24 protein-coding genes are annotated in these 25,095 nt (G+C 67.2%); 18 read left to right on the top strand and 6 right to left on the bottom strand.

Translation table 11 applies throughout. The features are described 5' to 3' along the window. Positions 1 to 175: 175 nt before the first annotated feature. The 3 genes from C4B30_RS07685 to C4B30_RS07695 are packed head-to-tail and all read left to right on the top strand — an operon-like array spanning position 176 to position 2,854. The gene (locus tag C4B30_RS07685) at positions 176 to 865 is read left to right on the top strand and encodes a DUF969 domain-containing protein (RefSeq protein ID WP_105132264.1); all 690 of its coding nucleotides are present in this window, start codon (positions 176 to 178) and stop codon (positions 863 to 865) included. Continuing rightward, the gene (locus C4B30_RS07690; RefSeq protein WP_105132265.1) at positions 862 to 1,812 is read left to right on the top strand and encodes a DUF979 domain-containing protein; all 951 of its coding nucleotides are present in this window, start codon (positions 862 to 864) and stop codon (positions 1,810 to 1,812) included. The genes C4B30_RS07685 and C4B30_RS07690 overlap by 4 nt, the downstream gene beginning before the upstream one ends. A 19-nt stretch (positions 1,813 to 1,831) precedes the next feature. Beyond that, complete coding sequence (locus tag C4B30_RS07695) at positions 1,832 to 2,854, top strand: DUF2891 domain-containing protein (RefSeq protein ID WP_105132312.1); 1,023 nt, start codon at positions 1,832 to 1,834, stop codon at positions 2,852 to 2,854. A 109-nt stretch (positions 2,855 to 2,963) separates the two neighbouring features. On the opposite strand, the gene C4B30_RS07700 is transcribed toward C4B30_RS07695, so the two are convergent. Further along, positions 2,964 to 5,183 (bottom strand): TonB-dependent receptor, encoded by a 2,220-nt coding sequence (locus tag C4B30_RS07700; RefSeq protein ID WP_105132266.1) that lies wholly within the window; start codon positions 5,181 to 5,183, stop codon positions 2,964 to 2,966. 322 nt (positions 5,184 to 5,505) lie between these two features. Between C4B30_RS07700 and C4B30_RS07705 the strand changes: the two genes are divergently transcribed. Beyond that, positions 5,506 to 6,567 (top strand): asparaginase, encoded by a 1,062-nt coding sequence (locus tag C4B30_RS07705; RefSeq protein WP_105132267.1) that lies wholly within the window; start codon positions 5,506 to 5,508, stop codon positions 6,565 to 6,567. A gap of 57 nt (positions 6,568 to 6,624) precedes the next feature. On the opposite strand, the gene C4B30_RS07710 is transcribed toward C4B30_RS07705, so the two are convergent. After that, positions 6,625 to 7,599 carry a LysR family transcriptional regulator gene (locus C4B30_RS07710; RefSeq protein WP_105132268.1) on the bottom strand — a complete coding sequence of 325 codons (975 nt, stop codon included), beginning with the start codon at positions 7,597 to 7,599 and terminating at the stop codon, positions 6,625 to 6,627. Between the two features lie 141 nt (positions 7,600 to 7,740). Here C4B30_RS07710 and aspA point away from each other — a divergent pair, with 141 nt between their 5' ends. Then, positions 7,741 to 9,147: an aspartate ammonia-lyase gene (aspA, locus tag C4B30_RS07715; RefSeq protein ID WP_105132269.1), complete on the top strand. Its 1,407-nt coding sequence runs from the start codon at positions 7,741 to 7,743 to the stop codon at positions 9,145 to 9,147. 114 nt (positions 9,148 to 9,261) lie between these two features. Then, positions 9,262 to 10,767, top strand: coding sequence for an amino acid permease (locus C4B30_RS07720; protein ID WP_105132270.1), 1,506 nt, complete (start codon positions 9,262 to 9,264; stop codon positions 10,765 to 10,767). A gap of 74 nt (positions 10,768 to 10,841) precedes the next feature. Here the strand turns inward: C4B30_RS07720 and C4B30_RS07725 are convergent, their stop codons facing one another. Beyond that, on the bottom strand, positions 10,842 to 11,525 hold the full coding sequence (locus C4B30_RS07725; RefSeq protein ID WP_105132271.1) for an alpha/beta hydrolase: 684 nt from the start codon (positions 11,523 to 11,525) through the stop codon (positions 10,842 to 10,844). A 258-nt stretch (positions 11,526 to 11,783) separates the two neighbouring features. Between C4B30_RS07725 and C4B30_RS07730 the strand changes: the two genes are divergently transcribed. Both C4B30_RS07730 and C4B30_RS07735 read left to right on the top strand, forming a co-directional pair. Continuing rightward, positions 11,784 to 12,026: an antitoxin gene (locus tag C4B30_RS07730; protein ID WP_105132272.1), complete on the top strand. Its 243-nt coding sequence runs from the start codon at positions 11,784 to 11,786 to the stop codon at positions 12,024 to 12,026. Further along, positions 12,023 to 12,430, top strand: a complete 408-nt coding sequence (locus tag C4B30_RS07735; protein WP_089501567.1) for a type II toxin-antitoxin system VapC family toxin — start codon at positions 12,023 to 12,025, stop codon at positions 12,428 to 12,430. Before C4B30_RS07730 ends, C4B30_RS07735 begins: the two co-directional genes overlap by 4 nt. Positions 12,431 to 12,547: 117 nt before the next feature. On the opposite strand, the gene C4B30_RS07740 is transcribed toward C4B30_RS07735, so the two are convergent. After that, positions 12,548 to 12,775 carry a hypothetical protein gene (locus C4B30_RS07740; protein ID WP_105132273.1) on the bottom strand — a complete coding sequence of 76 codons (228 nt, stop codon included), beginning with the start codon at positions 12,773 to 12,775 and terminating at the stop codon, positions 12,548 to 12,550. Between the two features lie 57 nt (positions 12,776 to 12,832). On the opposite strand from C4B30_RS07740, the gene C4B30_RS07745 reads away from it, so the two are divergent. The 6 genes from C4B30_RS07745 (at position 12,833) to C4B30_RS07770 (ending at position 18,537) form a co-directional block, all read left to right on the top strand. Then, entirely contained in the window at positions 12,833 to 15,220 is a 2,388-nt protein-coding gene (locus tag C4B30_RS07745; RefSeq protein WP_105132274.1) for an MCP four helix bundle domain-containing protein, read from the top strand. 22 nt (positions 15,221 to 15,242) lie between these two features. Further along, positions 15,243 to 15,971 carry a methyl-accepting chemotaxis protein gene (locus tag C4B30_RS07750; RefSeq protein ID WP_105132313.1) on the top strand — a complete coding sequence of 243 codons (729 nt, stop codon included), beginning with the start codon at positions 15,243 to 15,245 and terminating at the stop codon, positions 15,969 to 15,971. Further along, the gene (locus C4B30_RS07755) at positions 15,968 to 16,549 is read left to right on the top strand and encodes a hypothetical protein (RefSeq protein WP_105132275.1); all 582 of its coding nucleotides are present in this window, start codon (positions 15,968 to 15,970) and stop codon (positions 16,547 to 16,549) included. Before C4B30_RS07750 ends, C4B30_RS07755 begins: the two co-directional genes overlap by 4 nt. Before the next feature lie 22 nt (positions 16,550 to 16,571). Further along, on the top strand, positions 16,572 to 17,531 hold the full coding sequence (locus tag C4B30_RS07760) for a chemotaxis protein CheX (protein WP_105132276.1): 960 nt from the start codon (positions 16,572 to 16,574) through the stop codon (positions 17,529 to 17,531). A gap of 36 nt (positions 17,532 to 17,567) precedes the next feature. Further along, positions 17,568 to 17,933 carry a response regulator gene (locus C4B30_RS07765; protein ID WP_006486240.1) on the top strand — a complete coding sequence of 122 codons (366 nt, stop codon included), beginning with the start codon at positions 17,568 to 17,570 and terminating at the stop codon, positions 17,931 to 17,933. Positions 17,934 to 18,078: 145 nt separating this feature from the next. Then, the gene (locus C4B30_RS07770) at positions 18,079 to 18,537 is read left to right on the top strand and encodes a DUF3592 domain-containing protein (protein ID WP_105132277.1); all 459 of its coding nucleotides are present in this window, start codon (positions 18,079 to 18,081) and stop codon (positions 18,535 to 18,537) included. Positions 18,538 to 18,557: 20 nt separating this feature from the next. Here C4B30_RS07770 and C4B30_RS07775 read toward each other — a convergent pair whose 3' ends face one another. Further along, complete coding sequence (locus tag C4B30_RS07775; RefSeq protein WP_199779060.1) at positions 18,558 to 19,436, bottom strand: LysR family transcriptional regulator; 879 nt, start codon at positions 19,434 to 19,436, stop codon at positions 18,558 to 18,560. 138 nt (positions 19,437 to 19,574) lie between these two features. Between C4B30_RS07775 and C4B30_RS07780 the strand changes: the two genes are divergently transcribed. After that, the gene (locus C4B30_RS07780) at positions 19,575 to 20,996 is read left to right on the top strand and encodes an MFS transporter (protein WP_105132278.1); all 1,422 of its coding nucleotides are present in this window, start codon (positions 19,575 to 19,577) and stop codon (positions 20,994 to 20,996) included. Positions 20,997 to 21,181: 185 nt separating this feature from the next. Continuing rightward, positions 21,182 to 21,976, top strand: a complete 795-nt coding sequence (locus C4B30_RS07785; RefSeq protein WP_105132315.1) for an enoyl-CoA hydratase — start codon at positions 21,182 to 21,184, stop codon at positions 21,974 to 21,976. Positions 21,977 to 22,136: 160 nt separating this feature from the next. On the opposite strand, the gene alr is transcribed toward C4B30_RS07785, so the two are convergent. Further along, positions 22,137 to 23,258 (bottom strand): alanine racemase, encoded by a 1,122-nt coding sequence (gene alr, locus C4B30_RS07790; protein WP_027782753.1) that lies wholly within the window; start codon positions 23,256 to 23,258, stop codon positions 22,137 to 22,139. Positions 23,259 to 23,563: 305 nt separating this feature from the next. On the opposite strand from alr, the gene C4B30_RS07800 reads away from it, so the two are divergent. Beyond that, positions 23,564 to 23,935, top strand: a complete 372-nt coding sequence (locus C4B30_RS07800) for an MAPEG family protein (protein WP_027782754.1) — start codon at positions 23,564 to 23,566, stop codon at positions 23,933 to 23,935. A gap of 373 nt (positions 23,936 to 24,308) precedes the next feature. Further along, positions 24,309 to 25,061: a glutamine ABC transporter substrate-binding protein GlnH gene (gene glnH / locus C4B30_RS07805; RefSeq protein WP_027782755.1), complete on the top strand. Its 753-nt coding sequence runs from the start codon at positions 24,309 to 24,311 to the stop codon at positions 25,059 to 25,061. The last annotated feature ends 34 nt before the right edge of the window (positions 25,062 to 25,095 follow it).

A 25,095-nucleotide genomic window follows, 5' to 3' on the forward strand; every position in this document is an offset into this window, starting at 1 on the left:
GGCCGACACACGGCGCGGGCACGGTATCCGCCGGCTTCAACGTTTACCCGAACCGGCAAATCGTCGACTTTTTATCGATAAAGTCTCGTGTTAGATTTTCGCCGACCGAGCCCGATGCAAACCGGGCCGACAGCGCGTTGCCGGCGTGCCGCGCGTCCAGACACAAGGAGGGGAAATGCTGGTGCTGATTGGGGTGCCGATCGTCGTGATCGGCTTCGCGCTGCGCTTCAATGCGCTGCTGGTGGTCACGATCGCGGGGCTCGCGACGGGGCTGGCGGGCGGGCTAAATCTCGTCGACATCGTCGGCGCGTTCGGCAAGGCGTTCGCCGAGAACCGCTACATGGGGCTGATCTGGCTCACGCTGCCGGTGATCGCGCTGCTCGAGCGCAACGGGCTCAAGGAGCAGGCGAAGCGGATGATCTCGCGCGTGCATGCGGCCACCACGGGCCGCGTGCTGATGCTGTACTTCGTGCTGCGCCAGGCGACGGCCGCACTCGGCCTCACGTCGCTCGGCGGCCACGCGCAAATGGTGCGGCCGTTGATCGCGCCGATGGCCGAGGCCGGCGCGGTCAGCCGGCACGGCGAGCTGCCCGAGTCGGTGCGCCAGCAGATCCGCGCGCATGCGTCGGGCGCCGACAACGTCGCCGTGTTCTTCGGCGAGGACATCTTCATCGCGATCCAGTCGATCCTGCTGATCAAGGGCTTTCTCGAACAGAACGGCATCTCCATCGAGCCGCTGCACCTGTCGGTGTGGGCGATCCCGACCGCGATCGCCGCGCTGCTGATTCACTGCACGCGCCTCGCGCTGCTCGACCGCCGGCTCGCGCGCGGCTTCGGCCTGGTGAAGCAGGAGGGCGCGCGATGATCGGCCTCGAATCGCTGTACACGCTCGCGGGGCTGATGTTCGCCGCGTTCGCCTACTTCAACCTGACGGACCGCACGAACCCGCGGCGCGTCGTCAATTTCGCGTTCTGGGCCGTCTACGCGGTCACGTTCCTGTTCGGCGCGCTGCTGCCGCATTTCGTCATGGGCTGCCTCGCGATCGCACTCGCGCTGATCGCCGGTTCGGGCAAGCTCGGCCGCGGCCGGTCGGACGAGGCCGGCGAAGCGGCGGCCGTGCGACGCGAGACGCTCGCGCAACGCTTCGGCAACCGGTTGTTCCTGCCCGCGCTGCTGATTCCGGTCGTCACGCTGATCGGCACGTTCGCGCTGAAACTCGTGCCGTTCGTCGACCCGAAGAGCGTGACGCTGATCTCGCTCGTGCTCGGCACGATCGTCGCGTTCGTCGTCGCGCTCGCGATGCTGCGCGATTCGCCCGTGCATGCGCTGAAGGAAGCGCGCCATACGATGGATGCGGTCGGCTGGGCCGCGATCCTGCCGCAAATGCTCGCGGCGCTCGGCGCGTTGTTCGCCGTCGCGGGCGTCGGCGGGGTGGTGTCGGGGCTCGTGAAGGAGTGGGTGCCGATCGATTCGCCGTTCGCGGTGGTCGCGGCCTACACGGTCGGCATGGCGCTGTTCACGATGATCATGGGCAACGGCTTCGCCGCGTTCCCGGTGATGACGGCCGGCATCGGCCTGCCGCTGATCGTCCACCAGTTCCACGGCAACCCGGCGATCATGGGCGCGATCGGGATGCTGAGCGGCTTCTGCGGTACGCTGATGACGCCGATGGCCGCGAACTTCAACATCGTGCCCGCGGCGCTGCTCGAACTGAAGGACAAGAACGGCGTGATCAAGGTGCAGTGGCCGACGGCCGTGCTGCTGCTGGCCGTGAACACGCTGCTGATGTACGCGTTCGTATTCCGCTTCTGACTCGATGGACGAGATCCTCATGACCGACCGACTCACCCCCGAACTGGCGTCGAAATTCGCGTCGCTCGCGCTCGCACACCTGACCCGCGAATATCCGAACAAGCTCACGCATGCGCTCGAAGGTCCGCACGACGTGCAGGGGCCGCGCGCATTGCACCCGATCTTCTACGGCAGCTACGACTGGCACTCGTGCGTGCACGGCTACTGGCTCGTGCTGCGCGTGCTCGAACGCTACCCGGCCTTGCCGGAAGCCGAACGCATCGTCGCGATCGTCGATGCGCATTTCACCGACGCGAACGTCGCCGGCGAGCGCGCGTATCTCGCGCTGCCGCACAACGCCGGCTTCGAGCGGCCGTACGGCTGGGCGTGGCTGCTCGCGCTCGCCGCGCAGCTCGAGCGGCTCGCGCTGAAGGGCGTGCTGCCGCAGGCCGCGCGCTGGGCGAAGACGATCGCGCCGCTGGCCGACCTGTTCGTGTCGCGCTTCGAGACGTTCCTGCCGAAAGCGACCTATCCGCTGCGTGTCGGCACGCACTTCAACACCGCGTTCGCGCTGGCGCTCGCGCTCGATTTCGCCCGCGACACGCAGCGCGACGGGCTTGCCGCGCTGATCGTCGATGCCGCGAAGCGCTGGCACCTGAACGACGTCGCATGCCAGGCGTGGGAGCCGTCGGGCGACGAATTCCTGTCGCCCGCGCTGATGGAGGCCGAACTGATGCGGCGCGTGCTGCCGGCCGCCGAATTCGACGGCTGGTTCGCGCGCTTCCTGCCCGATCTCGCGCTCGGCGAGCCCGCGACGCTGTTCGAGCCGGCGACCGTCAGCGACCGCAGCGACGGCAAGATCGCGCACCTCGACGGGCTGAACCTGAGCCGCGCGTGGTGTCAGCGGTCGCTGGCCGGCGCGCTGCCGGCAGGCGATGCTCGGCGCGCGAAGCTGCTCGACGCGGCCGACCGGCATCTCGCGAGCGCACTCGCGCACGTGGCCGGCGACTACATGGGCGAACACTGGCTCGCGACGTTCGCGTTGCTCGCGCTGGACGCGTAGCGCGCGACACCACGCCGGCGGCAAGGCCCTCGGCGCGCGGCTATACGCGCCGCTCGGGCCGCTCGGGCCGCCTCGCGCCGCGCGTCACGCCCGCCCGTCGCCGGCGGCGTTACTGATAGAAGTTGAGCGTGACCATCGCCGAACGGCCGGGCGCCCACGTCGCGTAGATCGGGTACGCGCTCGCGTAATACTGCTTGTCGAACAGGTTCTGCACGTTCAGTTGAACGTCCATCGTCTTGTTCACGCGCCACGTCGCGGCCGCGTCGAAACGCGCATAGCCGGGCGTCCACTTCTTCGTCGTCGCCGACACCGACGCGTAGGTCTGGCTCATCACCGTCGCGCCCGCGCCGAGCGTGAGCTTCGGCATCACGTCGTAGCTCGTCCACAGCGTGAAGTTGTGCTTCGGCACCATCACCATCGGCAGGCCCGATGCGCCCGGGCTGCCGGGCCCCGCGTCGGTCGTGATCGCGTTCAGGTACGAGTAGCCACCGAACACGTGCCACTTCGGCGTCAGGTTGCCCGCGAAGCCGAATTCGGCGCCGCGCACGCGCTGCTTGCCCGCGTTGACCGTGTGGCCGAGGCCGTCGCTGACGCGTGCATTGGTTTTTTCGGTCTGGAACAGCGCCGACGTCAGCGACAGCTGATCCTGCAGCACGTCCCACTTCGCACCGATCTCGATGTTGCGCGCGCGCTCGGGCGCGAGGTCCTGGTTGGTCGCGGTGATCTGGTCGGTGCCGCCGCCGAGGCCGCCGTTCGAGCCCGGCGGGTTCGACGACGTGCCGTACGACGCGTACAGGCTCACGTTGGTCACCGGCTTGAACACGAGACCGAACTGGTAGCTGAACAGGTTCGACGTGTTCGACAGGTCGGCGACGCCGGCCTGCTTGCCGGTCGTGTCGTAGCGGTCGAAACGCAGCCCCGTGTTGAGCTGCCAGCGCTCGGACAGCTTCACCGTGTCGAAGAGGTACGCGGACACGGTGTCGGTGCGCGTGTTCGTCGTCGGGCCGGGGAAGCCCTTGTCGCCGTTCAGCACGATGCTGCCGGTCCACGGCCTGTTCGGGTTCCAGCCGCCGGCGAGCGGCGTGCAGTTGCCGGCCACCGCGCATGGGCTGTTCGAGCGGATGTTGTTGCCGGCCGAATCCGACACGAGATAACCCTCGTAGCGCGCCTGCTCGTGGCTGAACTCGACGCCGGCCGTCATCGTGTGCTTCATCCCGAACAGGCTCGCGCTGCCGGTCACTTCCGTCTGGTTCGAGAAGCCGTTGAGCGCGTACTTGCCGCTCTTCGCCTGCAGCCCAAGCATGGCCGGGTTCGATGCGAGGATCTGCGGGTTCGTCGCGACATAATCGAGCGTCGAGCGGCCGAACATCGTCGTGTTCCTCAGTTTCCACGCATCGTTGATCTTGTGCTCGACGCGGATTTCGCCGGTGTCGGTCTGTCCGTAGCGATAGTCGCGCGTGTTCAGCCCGAAGAACTGCCCGCGATCGGTCGGCACCGGCGTGCCGCCCGATGCACGAAACGGCACGCTGAAGTCCGGCATGTCGTACGAATTCATGTGGTAATAGCTGACCGTGACCGTGGTCGGCGTGTTCAGCCCGAACACGATCGACGGCGCGACGCCCCAGCGCTTGTTGTACACGTCGTTGCGGCCGGCCTGGTTCGCGTCGTGCCCCATCACGTTCAGGCGCACGGCCGTCGTGTCGTTGATCTTGCGGTTCGCGTCGACCGTCGCACGCTTGTAGCCGTCGGTGCCGAAGCCGATGCTGCTGTTGATGAAGTCGTCGTTCTGCGGCGTCTTCGTGACGATGTCGATGCTGCCGCCCACCGAGCCGCGGCCCGCGTAGACCGAATCGGGGCCCTTGATCACGCTGATCTGCTCGACCGCGAACGTCTCGCGGTTCTGCAAGCCGGAGTCGCGCATCCCGTCGACGAAGATCGAGTTGCGCGATTCGAAGCCGCGGATCACCGGACGGTCGGCCGACGGGTTCGCGGCCGCATCGCCGCCGAGGAACGTAATGCCCGGCACCGAACGCAGCGCGTCCGCGAACGACGTGACGTTCTTTTCCTTGATCAGTTGCTCGGGGATCACCGTGACCGAGCGCGGCGTATCGAGCAGCGGCGCGGTGAACTTGTACGAGGGCGAGCGCTTCACCTGCATGTCCGACAGCGCGGACGACTGTACGGCGATGGTCGGCAGCGGCGCCGGTACGTCGGCAGCGGAAACGGAGGCGGGAGCGGTTTCGGCGGAGGCGAGCAGCGGCGTCAGGAAAACGGAGCAGGTCAGTGCCGATACGAGGGTGCGAGGCCTCGTCTTGAACTGGGCAGGCATATCGGGAAGCAGCGGAAGGTTCGGTGATCGGGTGCGTTGTCTCGATGCCGACGGAGCACGCCCGGCACATCGGAAAACGTCAATGTAAATGCGTATGATTCGCGTTTGCGTCCGCAATTCTACGGATTGGTGTCAAATATGTAAACGATTGAATGGTTCTTGTACTGAACCGGTCAGGCTTTCGTGGGGGCGACCGGCTTTGCATTGTGTGCAACACCGCTTTCCATGCCAGGGCCGACGCGCGGCGGCGACGACTCGCTACACTGCCGTACCGGTTGGACGGGCCCCGGCATCAGGCCCCCGAGCAAGGAGACAGAAGAGGATGGACACCCCACGCGCAGCGGTCGTCACGTACCGCGGCAATGCGATCGAGAACACGCACGTCGCCCATGTGGCGGTAGTCGATGCACGCGGCCGGCTGCTGGCCCGGTTCGGCGATCCGTTCCGGATGACGCTCGCGCGGTCGGCGGCCAAGCCGGCCCAGGCGCTGTCGGTGATCGAGACGGGCGCGCCGGAACGCTTCGGCTTCGACGACGCGGACATCGCGCTGATGTGCGCGTCGCACAGCAGCGAGGATCGTCACATCGAACGCACGCGCGCGATGCTGGAGAAGGTCGCCGCGCACGAATCGGATTTGCGCTGCGGCGGCCATCCGCCGTTGTCCGACGCGGTGTACCGGTCGTGGATCAAGCGCGACTACACGCCGACCGGCGTATGCAGCAACTGTTCGGGCAAGCATGTCGGGATGCTGGCGGGCGCGCAGGCGATCGGCGCCGCGATCGCCGATTACCATCTGCCCGACCATCCGATGCAGGTGCGCGTGAAGCAGGTGGTGGCCGACGCGTGCGGCCTGCGCGACGACGAAGTCGAATGGGGCATCGACGGCTGTAACCTGCCGACGCCGGCGTTCTCGCTCGACCGGCTGGCGCGCCTGTACGCGTCGCTGGCCGACGGCGCGGACGCGGCGGAAGCTGGCGGCGCGCTCACCGATCGCGTGCGTGCACTGGCGCGCATTCACCGCGCGATGACCGCCTATCCGGAACTGGTCGCGGGCGACGGGCGCTATTGCACGGTACTGATGAACGCGTTCGGCGGACAGGTGGTCGGCAAGCTCGGCGCGGATGCGTGCTACGGGATCGGCGTGCGCGCGTCGGAATGCTCGCGGCAACTCGGCGCGGACGGTGCGCTCGGCATCTCGGTGAAGATCGAGGACGGCAATCTCGACGTGCTCTACATGGTCGTCAGCGAAATCCTCGAGCGGCTGCGGATCGGCACGGCCGAGCAGCGCGCGCAACTGGCCGGTTTCCATCGGCCGCCGATGCTCAACACGCAGGGCGTCCAGTTCGGGCACGCCACGTTCCCGTTCGAATTGCAGGCGGCCTGAGCGCGCCCGCCGCGCCGATACCGCCGGCCCGCGATCCGGGCCTCGCATCGGCGCGCGCTACGCGCGCGTGTCGCGAATCTTCGCCAGCTCCCGATCCGACAGCTCGCCGATCTGCGCGAGGTGTTCCGCGAGAAAATCCTTCAGCACGCGCAGCTTCGCCGAGCTGCGCCGGTTCGCCAGATACGCGATGTAGATGAATTCGCCGGTCAGCCGGTTCTGCAGCCGGTAGCGCGGCAGCACGGCTTCGAGCTGGCCGCTCGCGAGCAGGTCGCGCACCAGCCAGATCTCGAATTCCGCGATGCCGAGCCCCGAGCAGGTCGCTTCCAGCAGCAGCTCCGAATGGTCGGTGACGAGATTGCCTGCCGGCAGCACGCTGTGCTGCGTGTCGCCGTTCACGAGAGCCCAGCGCGGATCGCCTTCCGGGTGCACGTAGCGCAGGCAGTTGTGGCGCGTCAGGTCGTCCGGCGTCGCCGGGCGACCGCAGCGGCCCAGGTAGCCGGGCGTCGCGCACAGGATGCTGTCGTTGCGCGACAGCCGGTGAACGACCAGGTTATCCAGGTAGTTCTCGCCTTCGTGGATGTCGAGGTCGAAGCCGCCGGCCACGAGATCGTTGTGGTTGTCGGTGAGCCGCACGTCGAGCTGGATCGTCGGATAGCGCGCCAGAAACGGCGCGATCAGCGGCGCGAGATGGCGGCGGCCGAACGCGACCGGCGCGGTGAGCTTCAGCGGGCCGCTCGGCTGCGCATTCAGCTCGGCGACGACACGCAACGTGTCGTCGAGATCGGCGATCAGCGTGACCGCACGCTCCAGATAGATATGACCGGCTTCGGTGAGCGTCACGCTGTGCGTCGAGCGGTGCAGCAGCGCGACCCCGAGCGCCTCCTCGATCGCCGTCACCTTGCGCGCGACGGTCGACGTCGACACATGCATCTCCTTCGCGACCGCCGAAAAACTCCCCGTTTCGACCACGCGCACGAACGCGCGCATCGCGCCCAGATGATCGATGCCGGTTTCTCTCGCGCCTTTTTTCATTCGATTCTCGCTGTTGCGTCCCACGCAAAACCGCTTTCGATAATACAGAAGGGAGCTTGTTTTTGCAAAGGCATAGAATGCGAACCCGTCGCGTCGGCAAGCGGCGAACGACGAGCGGCACGAGACATCCAGGAGGGCACGATGACCGAAAACGGCTTCCGCGTCGAAGCGGATCTTTTAGGCAAACGAAGTATTCCGGATGCCGCCTATTACGGCGTCCACACGCTGCGCGCGAAAGAGAATTTCGATATTTCCGGCCGCACCATTGCGTCGCTGCCGTACCTCGTGATGGCGCTCGTGTCCGTGAAGGAAGCGGCGGCCGACGCCAATTGCGAACTCGGGCTGCTGCCGCGGCCGTACCGCGATGCGATCGCCGCCGCGTGCGTCGAGATCCGCGAAGGGCGGCTGCACGACCAGTTCGTCGTCGACGTCATCCAGGGCGGCGCCGGCACGTCGACCAACATGAACGCGAACGAGGTGATCTGCAACCGCGCGCTCGAAATCATGGGGCACGCGCGCGGACAGTACGAATACCTGCACCCGAACGAGCACGTCAATCTCGCGCAGAGCACCAACGACGTCTATCCGACCGCGATCCGGATCGCGACGTGCTTCGCGGTCGAACATCTGCTCGAAGCGATGGCGCGGCTGCGCGATGCGTTCGCGGAGCGGGCCGACGCGTTCGCCGGCTTGCTGAAGCTCGGCCGCACGCAATTGCAGGACGCTGTGCCGATGACGCTCGGCCAGGAATTCTCGACCTACGCGGTCATGCTGACGGAAGACATCGCGCGGCTGCAGGAGGCCGGCTGGCTGATTCGCGAGATCAATCTTGGCGCGACCGCGATCGGCACCGGCATCACCGCACATCCGCAGTACGCGGAGAAGGCGCTGGCCGCGCTGCGCCGTATCACCGGGCTCGACCTGAGCACCGCGCCGAACCTGATCGAGGCGACGCAGGATTGCGGCGCGTTCGTCCAGGTGTCGGGCGTGCTCAAGCGGATCGCCGTCAAGCTGTCGAAGATCTGCAACGACCTGCGGCTGCTGTCGAGCGGCCCGCGCGCGGGCTTCGGCGAGATCAACCTGCCGCCGGTGCAGGCCGGCTCGTCGATCATGCCGGGCAAGGTGAATCCGGTGATCCCGGAAGTCGTCAACCAGGTCGCGTTCGAGGTGTTCGGCAACGACCTGACCATCACCTTCGCGGCCGAGGCCGGCCAGCTTCAGCTCAACGCATTCGAACCGGTGATCGCGAGCGCGCTGTTCCGCAGCTTCAGCCACCTGACGGCCGCCTGCACGACGCTCGCGCAGCGATGCGTGAGCGGCATCACCGCGAATCCGGAACGGCTGCGCGAGACGATGGAGCGCTCGGTCGCGCTCGCCACCGCGCTGAATCCGTACATCGGCTACAAGCGCGCGACCGCCGTGGCCGCCGAAGCGCACGAGAGCGGCAAGTCGATCCGCGAAGTCGTGCTGGATCACCAGTTGATGACCGACGCGCAACTGGACGAGGCGCTGCACCCCGAAGCGCTGATCCGGCCGCGCGCGTACTGATTCCGGCCGCGCGGCGCCGGCCCATGCCGCCGGCGGCCCGCGCGCGGCCGTTCCCCGCAGGTTCCCCGCAGCGCTCGTCGACGGGCGCGATACATCAAGAAACGGAGACACACCATGAAGCACGCCAGCGAGCGCCCGGCCGAGATGGCCGGCGGCGCGGATCCCCGTCATGCCGACCGCGATGCGATGTTCGCGTCGCACGAGGCCGGCTATGAGCAGAAGTTGAAGCCGCGCCACGTGCAGATGATCGCGATGGGCGGCGCGATCGGCACCGGCCTGTTCCTCGGCGCGGGTGGCCGCCTGCAGAGTGCGGGCCCCGCGCTGGCGCTCGTGTATCTCGTGTGCGGCGTGTTCGCGTTCCTGATCATGCGCGCGCTCGGCGAGCTCGTGATGCACCGGCCGACCAGCGGCAGCTTCGTGTCGTACGCACGGGAGTTCATGGGCGAACGCGCGTCGTTCGTCGCCGGGTGGATGTACTACCTGAACTGGGCGACGACCGGTATCGTCGACATCACCGCGGTCGCGATCTACATGAAGTACTGGGCCGTGTTCACCGACGTGCCGCAATGGGTGTTCGCGCTCGGCGCGCTGGGGATCGTGTCGGTAATGAACATGATCGGCGTGAAGGTGTTCGGCGAGATGGAGTTCTGGTTCTCGATCGTCAAGGTGGGAACGCTCGCGCTATTCCTCGCGGTCGGCGCCGTCTTTCTCGCGAGCGGACACCCGGTCGCCGGCCAGATGCCGGGGCTGCATCTCGTCGCGGATCACGGCGGGATCTTCCCGCACGGGGTCCTGCCGGCCGTGCTGATCGTGCAGGGCGTCGTGTTCGCCTACGCGAGCATCGAGCTCGTCGGCGTCGCCGCGGGCGAGACCGCCGATGCGCGCAAGGTGTTGCCGAAGGCGATCAACAGCGTGATGTGGCGTATCGCGCTGTTCTATGTCGGCTCGGTCGTGCTGCTGACGATGCTGCTGCCGTGGACCGCGTACAGCGCGCACGAAAGCCCGTTCGTGACGTTCTTCAGCAAGCTCGGTGTGCCGTACGTCGGCACGGTGATGAACGTCGTGGTGCTGACCGCCGCGCTGTCGAGCCTGAATTCCGGCCTCTATTCGACCGGGCGCGTGCTGCGCTCGCTCGCGATGGGCGGCTCGGCGCCGCGCTTCGTGTCGCGGATGAACGCGCGCGGTGTGCCTTACGGCGGAATCCTCGTCACGGTCGCGGTCAATGCGATCGGCGTGCCGCTGAACTACATCGTGCCGGCGCAGGCGTTCGAGATCGTGCTGAACATGGCGTCGCTCGGGATCATCACGACCTGGGGCTTCATCGTGATGTGCCAGATCCTGTTCCGCCGCGCGGTCAATCGCGGCGAACTGAGCCCGGTGTCGTTCCGGATGCCCGGCGCGCCTTTCACGTCGTGGCTCACGCTCGGGTTTCTGGTCACCGTGCTGGTGCTGATGGCGTTCGACTATCCGGGCGGCACGTGGACCGTCGCGATGATTCCGGTCGTCGTGCTCGCGCTGGTGATTGGCTGGAAGCTGGCGAAGCGCGGGGCCGTGCGCGAGCAGGCGGCGGCGATGTCCGCATCCGCGCGTGCCGTTGCCGAGCCTGCGCAGAACGTGTAATGCCGTGCTCCGCAGGCGCCGGTCCGTTTGCGGGCCGGCGCCTGCGGTGCGTTCGGTTCAAGTTCGGTTCCCGTTCAGCTCAAGCCGACGCGCTCGGCGACCCATCGGCCGAAATCGCCGGCCATCTCCGCGGTCAGCTCGTGTCCGGCCGCATACCGCCGCGTGTCGTGCGCGACGCCGAGCGCCGCGAGTTTCGCCTCGGCCTTGTCCGCCCACGCGACGGGCAGCTTGTCGTCGAAGCGTCCATGCACAATCAGCGCGTGAAGCGGCCGTAGCGCATCGCGCGGCGCGATCAGCGGATCGATTTCCGGGAGGATGCGGCCGCACAGCACGGCGAACGCGCTCACGTCGCCCGGCGACGTGAGGCCGACGCTCGCGCTCATGATGCCGCCCTGGCTGAAGCCGGCGATCACGGTCGTCAACGCGGGGACCGCGCCATCCCGCGCGCGGAGTGCGTGCAGCAGCGTGATCAGTTGCACGCGGCTCTCATCGGCACGCGCCGCATCGATTTCAGGGCCGTTCGGGCCGAAACGCACCGGAAACCATGCATGCTGATTGGGCCCGAACGTGAGCGGGCCGCGCAGGAACGCGATTTCGATGCGCGGATCGATGGCGTCGGCCACGTTCAGCAAGTTGGTTTCGTTGCCGCCGACGCCGTGCAGCAGCAACAGGCGGCCGGCCGGGCGGCCGGTGGCCGGACGCAGCAGATATCGAAGGCCGGAATCGGGATCGGTGGTCAGCGGCTGGGCGTCGGTCATTGCGTGGGTCAGAAAGGGAACGATGCGACAGTCTAGAGCGGGCGGATCGGGAGGGGAATCGCCGCGAAGGGATTGATTATTTCCTTGCGGGAACGAATCGGGGCTGCGGTTCGTTGCGGGAACGGATCGCGACATCACGCGGCCAGGTATGGGCCGACACCCCGACAATTCCTCGACAGCAGGCCGATCGGACGACTCCTCATTCTCGCGTGCAGTTGATAAAATAGATACGTTTTGTAGATACGTAAGGGCGCGACGATGGATACGGCAAAGATCTTCAAGCATGGCGGCTCGCAGGCGGTCCGGCTGCCGAAGGATTTCCGCTTCGATACGGCCGAGGTGCGCATTCGCCGCCATGGGGCGTCCGTCATTCTGGAACCGGTGCCGCAGGACTGGGCATGGCTGAGGCCGCTGATCGGCCCGGTCGATGCCGACTTCGAGGCTGCCGCGACCACGCAGCCGTCCGCTCAGGAGCGCTCGGGCCAGGATGTGTTCGAATGAAGTTCCTGCTGGACACCAACGCGGTGATCGCCATGCTCAAGGGCGAGCCGGCAATGCTGGCCCGTCTGCATGCCTGGCAGCCGGCCGATTTCGGGATCCCGGCGATCGTCGCGCATGAGCTTTATTACGGCGCGTACAAGAGCCAGCGAGCGGCAGCGAACGTCGCGCGTGTCGACGCGCTTCAATTCGAGGTCGTGCCGTTCGACACCGAGGATGCACAGCATGCGGGTGAAATTCGTGCGCATCTGATCGCGGCCGGCACACCGATCGACCCTTACGACGCGTTGATCGCGGGGCAGGCACGCGCCCGGCACCTGGTGCTCGTCACGCACAACGCCCGCGAATTCGCGCGTGTTCCGCGGCTGCAATTCGAAGACTGGCTCGCCGAACCGAGCGAAGGCTGAACGGCGGATCATGCAGCGGCGACATCCACGAACCTGCCGGGCGAACGCCGCATCGACTATTAAAAAAATACCAAAACGAACCGGCGCGCCGATAATGCGCAAACGTTTTACCGGCATTCAATAAAACGGATTTTGCGGAGCATGAATAAAACGATGAATATCCGCTATTCGGGCGATGCGTCGAGCGCTGCGGCCATACCGGGTATGGCGGCGTGAAGTTAACGGCAAGTCCGCGAAAAACTTTAGATTTTTCCCCTCGCAATTATTCATTTCAATTTCCTCAATGAACGATTGATTTTCGGTCATCGGACAGTCATACACCATCCCCGATAATTCGCCGCTCATATTCTTTCATTAGACCAAAGGGCGATCGAAGCCGGATCGCTGCGGGGAGCTGTACTCATGACCATCCGTCATCGCATTACGCTACTAGTCGTCCTGACGTTCTTCGCGCTGTCCGCGATCGGCATCTATGCCGTGTACCAGACGCGCAAGAGCGCATCCGAGGTGCGTCAGGTCACCCAGGGAATCGTGCCGAGCGCGCTCGCGTCGGCGGATCTCGTCGCCGACGTGAAGAACATCCAGATCGCGACGATGACGCTCGTCTACGCGCCCGACGCGAACACCGCCGCGCAGACGCGCGACGAGCTGAAGGCGAAGCAGGCCGCATTGCGTGCCGCACTCGACGCGCAGGCGAAATCGGCGGTCGGCCGCGCGCAGGAAGGGCTCGTCACGCAGGCGAAGGACAGCGCCGCCAACTATTTCGCGGCGATCGACGACACCGTGAAGATGAAGGCGGACGGCAAGGCCGAGATGGCGCAGGCCTACCTGTTCGCGAACGTCGCGCAGTATCGCGACGAACTCGAAAGCATCGTCGACACGCTGCGCGTCGAGAAGAACCGCCAGAAGGACGACGCGATCGGCGCGCTGAACGGAATGCTCGCGACCACGGCGACCGCGATCGCGGCCGTCGCCGGCACGGTGATCGTGCTGCTGACCGCGCTCGGCTTCGTGCTGTATCGCCAGATCACGCGCCCGCTGATCGGGATGCAGACGGCGATGAGCGAGATCGCGACGAGCCAGGATTTCACGCGCCGCGTGCCGGTGGGCCGGATGGACGAAATCGGCCATTCGATCGTCGCGTTCAACGGGATGATCGAGAAGATCCAGGAGAACGCCGCACAACTGAAGCAGAAGACGGCCGACATCCAGGCGATGCTGCAGAACATGCAACAGGGCATCCTGACCGTCGTCGAAGGCGGCGTCGTGCATGCGGAGTATTCGGCGTACCTCGAAACCATCTTCGAGACGAACGACATCGCCGGCCGCGAGCTGATGGCGCTCGTCTTCGACGATTCGGCGATCGGCGCCGACGCGCGTTCGCAGGTCGATGCGGCCGTGCACGCGTGCCTGGGCGAAGACAGCATGAACTTCGCGTTCAACGAGCACCTGCTCGTCAACGAAGTCGCGAAGCGGATGCCGGACGGCCGCGAGAAATGGCTCGATCTGAGCTGGTCGGCGATCACCGACGAGACCGACACGGTGGTGCGCCTGATGCTGTGCGTGCGCGACGTGACCGAGATCCGCGAGCTGACCGCGCAGGCCGGCGAGCAGCAGCGGCGCCTCGAGATGATCGGCGAGATCCTGTCGATCAGCCAGGACAAGTTCCACGACTTCGTGCACAGCGCGAAGGGCTTCCTCAGCGAGAACGAGCGGATGATCCGCCAGCACGAGCGCGTCGATCACTCGATCGTCGCGGCGCTGTTCCGCAACATGCACACGATCAAGGGCAATGCGCGCACCTACAGCCTCCAGCACCTGACGAACATCGTCCACGAAGCGGAGCAGGCGTACGAATCGCTGCGGCGCGCGGACAGCGGCCCCGAATGGAACCGCGACGCGCTGATGGACGATCTGGCGCGCGTGCGCGAAGCCGTCGACCACTACGCGACGATCAACGCGGTCACGCTCGGCCGCGGCAGCGAGCCGGCGCAAAGCGGCGCCGATTTCCTGATGGTCGAGCGCGCGCACATCAGCGAGAGCTTGCGCGTGCTCGACGGCGCCGATCCGGCGAATGCGCCCGACTGGCACGCGGCGCGCGATGCGGTGCGGCGCATGCTGAGCCAGCTCGGCACCCAAGGCATCGGCGAGGCGCTCGGCGGCGTGATCGAGTCGCTGCCGTCGCTCGCGGCCGAGCTCGGCAAGCCGGCGCCCGTCGTGCATATCGACAGCCACGGCCAGCGTGTGCGCACCGAGATCGTCGCGACGCTGAAGAACGTATTCATGCACCTGCTGCGCAATTCGATCGACCACGGGATCGAATCGTCCGACGCGCGGCGCGCGGCCGGAAAACCGGCGTCCGGCACGATCGACATCGCGGTCGGCGTAGGCGGCGGCGAGCTGTGGTTCGTGCTCGGCGACGACGGCCGCGGCCTCGCGCTCGACCGGATTCGCGGCATCGCGCGCGAGCGCGGCTGGATCGATGCCGACAACGAAGCGGCGCTGTCCGACGAGGATGTCGCGGAGCTGATCTTCCGGCCGGGCTTCTCGACCGCGCAGGCGGTGACCGAGGTATCCGGGCGCGGCGTCGGCATGGACGCGGTGCGCAATTTCCTGAAGCGCGACGGCGGCGATATCGCGCTGCGCTTCACCGACGATCGCGTCGGCGCGCCGTATCGCGCGTTCGAGACGATCGTGTCGCTGCCGGCGCGCTTCGCGGCGGACGGTGCCGCGCATGGCGCGGGGCACGCGCAGCGGGCGCGCAGCGCGGATATCGGCGCTGCGGAGTGACGGCGTGATCGTGCAGGCGTGGATGATTCAGATGGCCGCCGCGCTGGCGGGCGGCGTGGTCGTCGCGGCGGCGGCCGCGGTCGTGTTGCGCGTGACGCGCAGGCGGCTCGTCGCGGCGCTGGCGCGCGAGGCCGACGCGTTGCGCGATGCGCTCGACGCAGCCCGCGCACGCGCCGAGGAAACGGCGTCGGCGCATGCGGAAGCGGCCGACGCATGGGCGCAACGCGAGGCGCAGCTCGAGGAGGCGCTGACGCGCGAGGCATCCGCGAACGGCGAGCAGCGCGATGCGTTGCAGACGCTGTCGGCCGACCGCGCGGCGCTCGCGCAGCACGCGATGAAGATCGCCGACGAAGCCGCGCGCCTGCGCGGGCTCGCCGGCACGTTCGAGCGCTGGCACGAGCAGATGATCTCGCTGACCACGCAGAACCAGGACATGCGCTCGAAGAACCAGGAGCTGTCGGCGATCGTCGCGCACGTGTCGATCGTGTCGCTGAACGCGTCGATCGAGGCCGCGCGCGCGGGCACGGCCGGGCGCGGCTTCTCGATCGTCGCGAGCGAGGTGCGTGGGCTGGCCGCGCGCTCGCAGCAATTGTCGAACAGCTATCGCGACAGCCTGAACCGCAACGATCTCGTGACGGCCGCGACGTTCCAGGACATCCAGGCCGGCGGAAAGATGATCACGGCCGCGCTCGCGACCGTCGAGACGCTGGCCGGGCAACTGCACGCGCGAATCGAAGGAGAGGCCGCGTGATCAGCGCGCAGGCGAGGGCCGGTTTCGAGCGGATTTTTTTCGATGCCGCGCGCACGCGGCTCGCAGCCGGCGGTGCGTGCGACATCCGGCCGGCCGCCGAACACGAACACGACGCGCCCGATCGCGCGCATGCGAAGTCGCGATCGAAACCGACAGTACCCGAGCATGTCGTTGTGCTGACAATTTCGGCGCTTCATTTTCGTCTACTGCTCGCGCTGCGCTTCAGCGACGACGACGCGACCCGTCGCCGTTTCGCAGGCACGACGGCGGGCACGAGCAGCCAGCGGCCGCTGACCGAAGCGTTCATGGAAGTCGCGAACCTGTGTTGCGGCGCGATCAACCAGGCGCTGACCGTGCCGTTTCCCGATCTCGGGATGTCGACGCCTTACCTGCTGAGCGGCGCGAGCATCGACTACATGCGCGTGCTCGCGCCCGATTACGTGGCCGCGTACGACCTGACGCTCGACGGCGACGTGCGGGTCGGCGCGACGCTGTGCGTGTGCGCGAACGCGCCCGTCGATTTCCATGTGCCGGAAGGGGCCACGGCGGAAACCGGCGGCGAGCTCGAACTGTTCTGACCGACCATCAGGAATCCATCAGATGACCGAAGACCAACCCGTCAGCAAGGTGCTCGTGCTCGACGATAGCCGCGTGCATGCCGACGCGATCAAGCGTTTCTGCGACGAGCACAACCTGGTCGGCTTGACCGTGCGGCGCAGCCGGCTGCTGAAGGTGCTGCGCTCGAACATCGATCTCGGCGCGATCCTGCTGGCCGAGGATTACGGCGGTTCGCCGGCCGAAAGCGCGATCATCGCGACGCAGATCGACGCGCTGCGGCCCGAGCTGCCGATCATCCTGCGCCGCGAGTCGCTCGCGTCGCGCGACGGGCTGCCCGATGCGCTCGCCCGTGTCGCGTGCGCGGCCTACGTCGCCGACGACATGACGCCGCTCGAGCGCGCGATCGACGAATACCTGTTCGGCCGCGACTACCCGAATGCGTTCGTGCGCGGCATCTCGGAGATCACCGAGGCGCGCATCGACAGCCTGTTCCCGGGCATGGCGATCGAGCACGACACGCCGTGCATCGTCCGCGACCAGATCATCTTCGGCGAGGTGTTCAGCCTGATCGCGCTCGAAAGCGCGTGGTGCCGCGGCTACATGCTGTTGCAGACGAGCGAGCAGCCGCTGCTCGACATGCTCGGCCGCACGCGCGACGACGGCCGCGCGCCGGATTTCCGCGACGTGAACAGCGTGCTCGGCGAGCTGACCAATCTCGTGTGGGGAGCATTCAAGAACCGCTATCTCGGCGACGCCGAGGCGCTGGCGCGCCATCCGGTGCAGGTGCCGCTCGTCGTCAATCACAAGCAGAAGTTCATCTCGTTCGGCGGCGATTGCCCGCAGCTCTGTTTCAAGTACCGGATGACCGATCCGGCATCGGGACGCTCGGTCTGTCTCGATCAGCGTTTCGTGTTCAGCCTGAGCTGGTCGCCGGAGGATTTCCGCGAATCGGTGCAGGACGTCGGGCCGATGGTCGAATCGGGCGAACTCGAACTGTTTTGAATGTTGAAGTCAGCAACGACGAAAGGGGAATACGACATGGCAAAGATTCTGGTGGTCGACGATTCGGGCACGGTGCGCGACGAAGTGGCCGGCTTTCTGCGCAATCACGGGCTCGACGTCGCGACGGCCGTCGACGGCAAGGACGGGCTCGCGAAGCTCAAGGCGACGCCCGGCGTGCGCCTCGTGATCAGCGACGTGAACATGCCGAACATGGACGGCCTGACGATGGTCGAGAAGATTCGCGGCGAGCTGGCGAACACGGCGGTCAACGTCGTGATGCTGACGACCGAAAGCAGCCCGGCGATGAAGGAGCGCGGCAAGGCCGCCGGCGTGAAGGGCTGGATCGTGAAGCCGTTCAAGGGCGATGCGGTGCTTGATGCGCTGAAGAAGCTGGCGGGGTGACGCGCGGCGGGCCCGGCACGCGGTTGCGTGCGCAATTTACAGCGCGCCGGGATGTTCGTATCCTGCCGGATGCCGAGGGCGGCGTGGCTGTGCATCATGTACCGCACGCCCGGCATTGACGAACATCAGGAACGGAACGAAACCGATGGCATCCGAATCCGGGCGAACCGCTGCGCAGCACACCGGAATGCTGGTCGCGAAGGGCGTCGTTTTTACCCTCGTGGGCACGTGCATGCTGATCGGCGTCGCGCTGAACGCGCAGTCGACGCTTGCGTTCCTGCGAACGTCGGTCGTCGTGCCGGGGAAGGTCGTCAAGCTGAATGCAGGCCCGCATCATGCGGAGATCGCGTTTACGACGCTCGCGGGCGAGCAGGTCGAATATCCGCAAGGCGGCGACGTCAGCGTGCAGGACGGCGCGGCGGTGGAGGTGCGCTATGCGCCGGACGCGCCGAGGATGACCGCGCGGATCGATACGTTCGGTGCGATCTGGGGCGGCGTGCTGACTTTCGGCGCGATGGGGGCGGCGTTTCTCCTCGTCGGCGTCGGTCAATTGCGGCGGGGCGTGCGTACATCGCGGAGGGGGCGGAACGCGGCCGGGCGCTGACGTAGAGGCCCGGAAGCCGGTTACCGGCCCGCCGTCGCAGTTGCGAATTCGTCGACGACGGCCTCGATCACCGCCTGCACGCGCGCGGTCTTGTAGAGATCGGCGTGGGCGACGAGCCACACGTCGAAATGATTGCACCGCCGCGCCATGAGGCGCACCAGTTCCGGCTCGGTGTCGGCGCGAAAGCACGGCAGCTCCGCAATGCCGAGCCCCGCCAGCGTGGCCTCCACCAGCATCATCGTCGACGACGTCTGGAACATCACGCGGCCGCGCGAAGTCGGTTCGCCGCACAGCGCGTCCCACATCGTGGGCACCACCGGTTGCTGGTACATCACCAGATCGTGCCCGTCGAACGCGCTACCGGCGACCGGTTCGCCTCGCTCGGCCAGATAACGGCGCGATGCGTAGATGCCCGTTTCGAGATGCCCGAGCCGCCTGACGATCAGGTCCGGCGATTCCGGCCGCAACGTGCGAATCGCGAGATCCGCTTCGCGACGCGTGAGGTTGGCGATTTCCGCCGACGTCACGCACACGACGTCGATGCCGGCATGCCTGCGCCGCAAGCGGCCGATGGCGGGGACGACGAAACGCTTGCCGAGCGAGTCGGTCGTGGCGATACGCACGGATCCGGCCAGTTGCTCGTCGAGCCCCATCACGCGGCGTTCGATCGTCAGCGACGCCCGCTCCATCGTTTCGGCCGGTTCGAGCAGCGCTTCGCCCGCGGTCGTCAGCACATAGAGGGACGGCGTGCGGAGAAACAGCCGGGCCGACAGTTCGTCCTCGAGCGCGGCGATCCGGCGCCCGACCGTCGCCTGATCGACGTTCAGTTGCGCCGCGGCGCCGCGCAGCGTGCCGGTGCGCGCCAACGCGAGGAAGAAGCGGGCGTTGTCCCAGTTCATGCGGAGCGATTGTGTCATCGGGCAGGCGGCGACGGGCGGGAAATGGATGATGCAAATCTGCATCAGACCGATGCGAAGTTATCACTTTTCCGCATCGCGCGCCCGGTCCTAGACTTCCGGCATCTGCCTGGAGGTGTCATGTCCGATTGCCATTCCGTTTCCGTCCCCGTCGCCGCGGCGGCACCGAGCCGCCCGACGGCGCGCGAGCAGCGCTGGACGCTGGCGCTCGTCGCGGTCGGCATGTTCATGGCGGTACTCGATTCGACGATCGTCAACGTGGCGCTGCCGGCGATGCGCGCGAGCCTCGGCGCGACGGTCGCGGAACTCGCGTGGATCGTCGACGCGTATACGCTCAGCTTCGCCGCGCTGATCCTCGCGGGCGGCGCGCTGTCCGACCGGTTCGGTGCGAAGCACGTGTATCTCGCCGGGCTGGCGCTGTTCGTCGCTGCATCGGCGGCGTGCGGCGTCGCGTCGTCGGTGGCGATCCTCGTGGTCGCGCGCTTCGTGCAGGGCATGGGCGCCGCGCTTTTCTTGCCTGCGTCGCTCGCGATCGTGCGCAGCACCTTCGACGTGCCGGCCGAGCGTGCGCGGGCGATCGCGGTGTGGGCCGGCATCGCGTCGGTCGCGGTCTCAGTGGGGCCGGTGCTGGGCGGTATCCTGGTCGACGATTTCGGCTGGCGCAGCGCGTTCCTGATCAACGTGCCGACCGGCGCGCTGGCCTTTGCCGGCGCGGCGGCGCTCGTTCGGGCATCGGTCGTGCGCGATGTGCACCACTTCGACTGGGCCGGCCAGTGCGTCGGTGCGGCGGCGCTCGGTGCGCTGTGTTTCGCGGTGATCGAACTGCCGACGCGCGGCGCCGGCGCCACGGAGGTCCGGTGCGCGTTGCTGGTCGCCGCGCTCGCTGCCGCCGTGCTGGTCGTCGTCGAGCGGCGTGCCCGCCATCCGATGGTGCCGCTCGCGTGGTTTCGCAACCGCATCTTCGTCGCGATGAACCTGATGGGCAGTCTCGTCTATGTCGGCTACTTCGGGCTGCTGTTCGTGCTGAGCCTGTACCTGCACGGGCGCTTCGGCATGAGTGCGCGGCAGACGGGGCTGACGCTGTTGCCGTTCGCGCTGAGTCTGTCGTTCGGCAATCTGTTGTCGGGAAAACTGCATGACCGTGTTCGACCGGTCAGGCTGATGGCAAGCGGCCTCGCGATGGCGGCGCTGGCCGTTCCGGCGATCGCGATGGCGCTCGCGCTGCGCGCGCCGTGGCCGGTGGTCTGGACGGCCATGGTCGCATTCGGCACCGGGACCGCGCTGTCGGTGGCGCCGATGATCGCGACGGTGCTCGAACAGGTGCCGGCCGACGCGGCGGGCGTGGCATCCGGGTTCCTCAATGCGGCACGGCAGGCCGGCAGCCTGCTCGGCGTGGCCGTCGCAGGCGCCGCGACGATACTGCTGCCGGATCTGACCGATGCGCTGTGGGCCGTCGCGGCGCTCGGGTGCGTCGCCTATGCGATTGCCGCGCTGGCGGCGAGGACGGCAGGTCGCGCGCAAGCCGCGCAACGACGCCGCTGACGCGCGAGCGGCATGGTCACGGCGCAGCGGCCGGCAGGCGTGCCGCGCAGGCGCGTACGGCGACGCGGCTGGACGTCGTGCGGAATGTGGAGGACCATTTCGTCACGATGCCGCGAACGGACGGATGCGATTTTCGTCCGGCCGCGCCGCATCGAATCCTGTCGAACCCCGTCGAGCGGAACACCATGGAACCCATTCACGAGACAGCCGAGCCGATTCTGCTGCGCGACACGCACGACGGCGTCGTCACGCTGCGCCTGAACCGCCCGCAGCAGTTCAACGCGTTGTCCGAAGCGATGCTCTCGGCCCTGCACGATGCGTTCGATACGCTTGCCGCCGATCCGCACGTGCGCTGCGTCGTGCTGGCCGCCGAAGGCAAGGCGTTCTGCGCCGGCCACGATTTGCGGCAGATGCGCGGCAAGCCCGAACTCGACTACTACCGCACGCTGTTCGCGCAGTGCAGCCGCGTGATGCTCGCGATGCGCGCCTTGCCGGTGCCGGTGATCGCGCGTGTGCACGGCATCGCGACGGCGGCGGGCTGCCAGCTCGTCGCCGCGTGCGACCTCGCGATCGCGGCCGATACCGCGCGCTTCGCGGTGTCGGGCATCAACGTCGGGCTGTTCTGCTCAACGCCGGCCGTCGCGCTGAGCCGCAACGTCACGGCCAAGCGCGCCTTCGACATGCTGATGACCGGGCGCTTCGTCGATGCGGCGACGGCCGCCGCGTGGGGGCTCGTCAACGAAGCCGTGCCCGAGGACGCGCTCGATGCGGCCGTCGCGCGCAAGGTCGCGGAGATCGTCGCGAAGAGCCCGGCCGCGGTGCGGGTCGGCAAGCAGATGTTCTACCGCCAGCGCGAGTTGCCGCTCGACGAAGCCTACGCGTATGCGGGCGACGTGATGGCGCGCAACATGATGGAAGAGGATGCGGGCGAGGGCATCGACGCGTTCCTCGAGAAGCGCAAGCCGACGTGGCGTTCGTGATGCGTCGGCGGAAGCGGGCAGGGAACGACCCGGAAGGGCCATGACGCGTTTTCGCCGGCGCGCGTTTCCCGTCCGCCGGAATGCGAACGGGCCGCCCGAGGCGGCCCGCAAGTGACGCGGCATGCGTGGCGACGCGGCAGCGCCGCCGCATCAACGCCGATCAGCGCCCATAGCTGCCCGTCCGCAGCGCCGGTTGCAGGCTCGACGCGCCGGGCGGCACGATCACGACCGGCACGCGGCGCGCGAGCGCGCACATCAGCTCGTAGCCGATCGTACCGCTGGCTTCCGCGACATCGTCCACCTTCACCTGGTCGCCCCACAGCTCGACGCTCGCGCCGATGCCTGCGTTCGGACACGGCGTCAGGTCGACGGTCAGCATGTCCATCGACACGCGGCCGATGACGCGCGTCATCACGCCGTCCACCGCGATCGGCGTGCCGGTCGGCGCGTGGCGCGGATAGCCGTCCGCGTAGCCGCACGCGACGACGCCGATCCGCATCGGCCGGTCGGCGGTGAAGCGGCGGCCGTAGCCGACCGTTTCGTCGGGCGCGAGCGTCTGGACGCCGATGATCTTGCTGGTCAGCGTCATCGCGGCCGTCAGCGGCGTGTCGGCGATATGGCGCGACGCGCCCGTCGGCGACGCGCCGTACAGGATCGTGCCGGGCCGCACCCAGTCTCGGTGCGCGCGCGGATGCCACAGCACGGCCGCCGAATTCGATACCGAGCGCTCGCCCGGAATCCCGGCCGTGGTCGCGTCGAATTGCTCGAGCTGCCAGTCGACCTCGCCTTCGTCGGCGTTCGCGAAATGCATCATCAGCGTGATCTTGCCGATCGACGGCGCGCCCGCCGCGCGTTCCCATGCGGCGCGGAACGCGGCCGGTCGGTAGCCGAGCCGGTTCATGCCGGAATTCATCTTGAGCTGGATGTCGATCGGCTGCTGCGGCTTCGCGGCGATCAGCAGGTCGAGCTGTTCGTCGCAGTGCACGGCGACCGTCAGCCGATGGCGATCGGCCAGCTCGACGTCGGCCGGCTCGAAGATCCCTTCGAGCAGCAGCACGGGCTTGTCCCAGCCGAGTTCGCGCACGCGCACGGCTTCGTCGAGATCGAGCAGCGCGATGCCGTCGGCGGCCGCGAGGCCCGGGAAGATCCGTTCGATGCCGTGGCCGTACGCGTTTGCCTTGATCACGGCCCACACGCGCGATTGCGCGGCGGTGCGGCGGATGAAGTCGAGGTTGTGGCGGACGGCGTCGGGGCGGATATGGGCGACGATTGGACGGGGCATGGCAAGGGCTCGGGTCGGATGTCGTTCGGCGCACGGCGGCGCGTAGGGGAACCGGCAGGCTTGGCGCGATCGCGCGTCAAGCCAGTGTTGAGCGCTATATTATTGGTGTTCGACCAGTTTTAATTAACGTATTTGTCGACGATTTGGTGGAAATTTTGGCGTCGTTGCGAGCCGGGCGACGTCCTCCGCAGCCTGCGCGGCCGAGTCTCCCGTCTAGAAAACCGGTGCGCGAACGGCACGGCACGATGCTAAGCTCTCGGCGATCTTGTCATTGATCAATGTAATCATAACGGAGGAGACTTTTGATGACGACGTCCCAGCTGTGCCTGTTCATCGTGGCGCTGTTGCCGTTCCCGATGACGTTTCTCGCCAAGGCTCGCAAGGGTTACGACAACCGCACGCCGCGCGCGTACCTGGCGAAGCTCGAAGGCTGGCGCGCACGCGCCCAGGCCGCGCATCAGAATGCGTGGGAAGCGCTCGCGCTGTTCACGGCTGCACTGGTGGTGGCGTGGCACAACGGCGCGAACGTGCATCGCGTCGATCAGCTCGCGATCGCGTTCGTCGCGATCCGCATCGTCTATGCGCTGATGTACCTGCTGAACTGGGCGTCGCTGCGTTCGCTCGTGTGGTTCGGCGGGATGGCGTGCGTCGTCGCGCTGTTCTTCGCGACGCCGTAAGCGGCCGACCGGCGACGCGAGGCCGGCCATGCACGCCGGCCCGTCAGGCGCCGCCCGTGTCCCGTGCCCGACTGTCGTTCGATGCGGGCGCAACCTCTTCTCTCTCCGTGCCGCCCTCCATCGGCGCGGTGCGATCCGGCGGGGCGTTCTGCTCCGCCGTCCTCCCGTTTTCTTCCGATCTATCCGCGCCGCGGGGCCGGGTTTGTCTCGATCCATTTATCTGTTGCGGACTTTTTTGTTGTCGTAGTATCGCCATTGACAACACTTGTTGCACTAAGGTCTAATTCAACATCGCATGTTGCGGTGCGGCTTGATGTCGTCGTTCCGCCGGCCCGTCGGCCGGTTACATCGCTCAATCATGCGGAGAGAAACCATGAGTCGCCGTTCCTTCCTGAAAGCCGTCGCGGTCGTCGCCGCGCTCGGCGCCAGCCTCGCGCACGCGGACACCAGGACGCTCGTCGTCGGGACCGATACGTCGTTCATGCCGTTCGAGTTCAAGCAGGGCGACAAGTACGTCGGCTTCGATCTCGACCTGTGGGCCGAGATCGCGAAGGACCAGGGCTGGAAATACACGATCCAGCCGATGGATTTCGCGGGCCTGATTCCGGCGCTGCAGACGCAGAACATCGACGTCGCGCTGTCGGGGATGACGATCAAGGAAGAGCGCAAGAAGGCGATCGACTTCTCCGCGCCGTATTACGACAGCGGGCTCGCCGCGATGGTGCAAACGGGCAATACGTCGATCAAGTCGATCGACGACCTGAACGGCAAGGTGATCGCCGCGAAGACGGGCACCGCGACGATCGACTGGATCAAGGCGCACCTGAAGCCGAAGGAGGTCCGCCAGTTCCCGAACATCGACCAGGCGTATCTCGCGCTCGAGGCGGGCCGCGTCGACGCGGCGATGCACGACACGCCGAACGTGCTGTTCTTCGTGAACAACGAAGGCAAGGGCAAGGTGAAGGTCGCGGGCCAGCCGGTCAGCGGCGACAAGTACGGGATCGGCTTCCCGAAGGGCAGCGCGCTCGTGCCGAAGGTCAACGCGTCGCTCGTGAAGATCAAGGCCGACGGCCGCTACGCGCAGATCTACAAGAAGTGGTTCGGCGCCGAGCCGCCGAAGATGTGAGCGTGACGGCGCATCGGCGCGCGGCCTCGGGGCC

This window comes from Burkholderia sp. BE12, assembly GCF_002959955.1.
GTDB lineage: Bacteria > Pseudomonadota > Gammaproteobacteria > Burkholderiales > Burkholderiaceae > Burkholderia.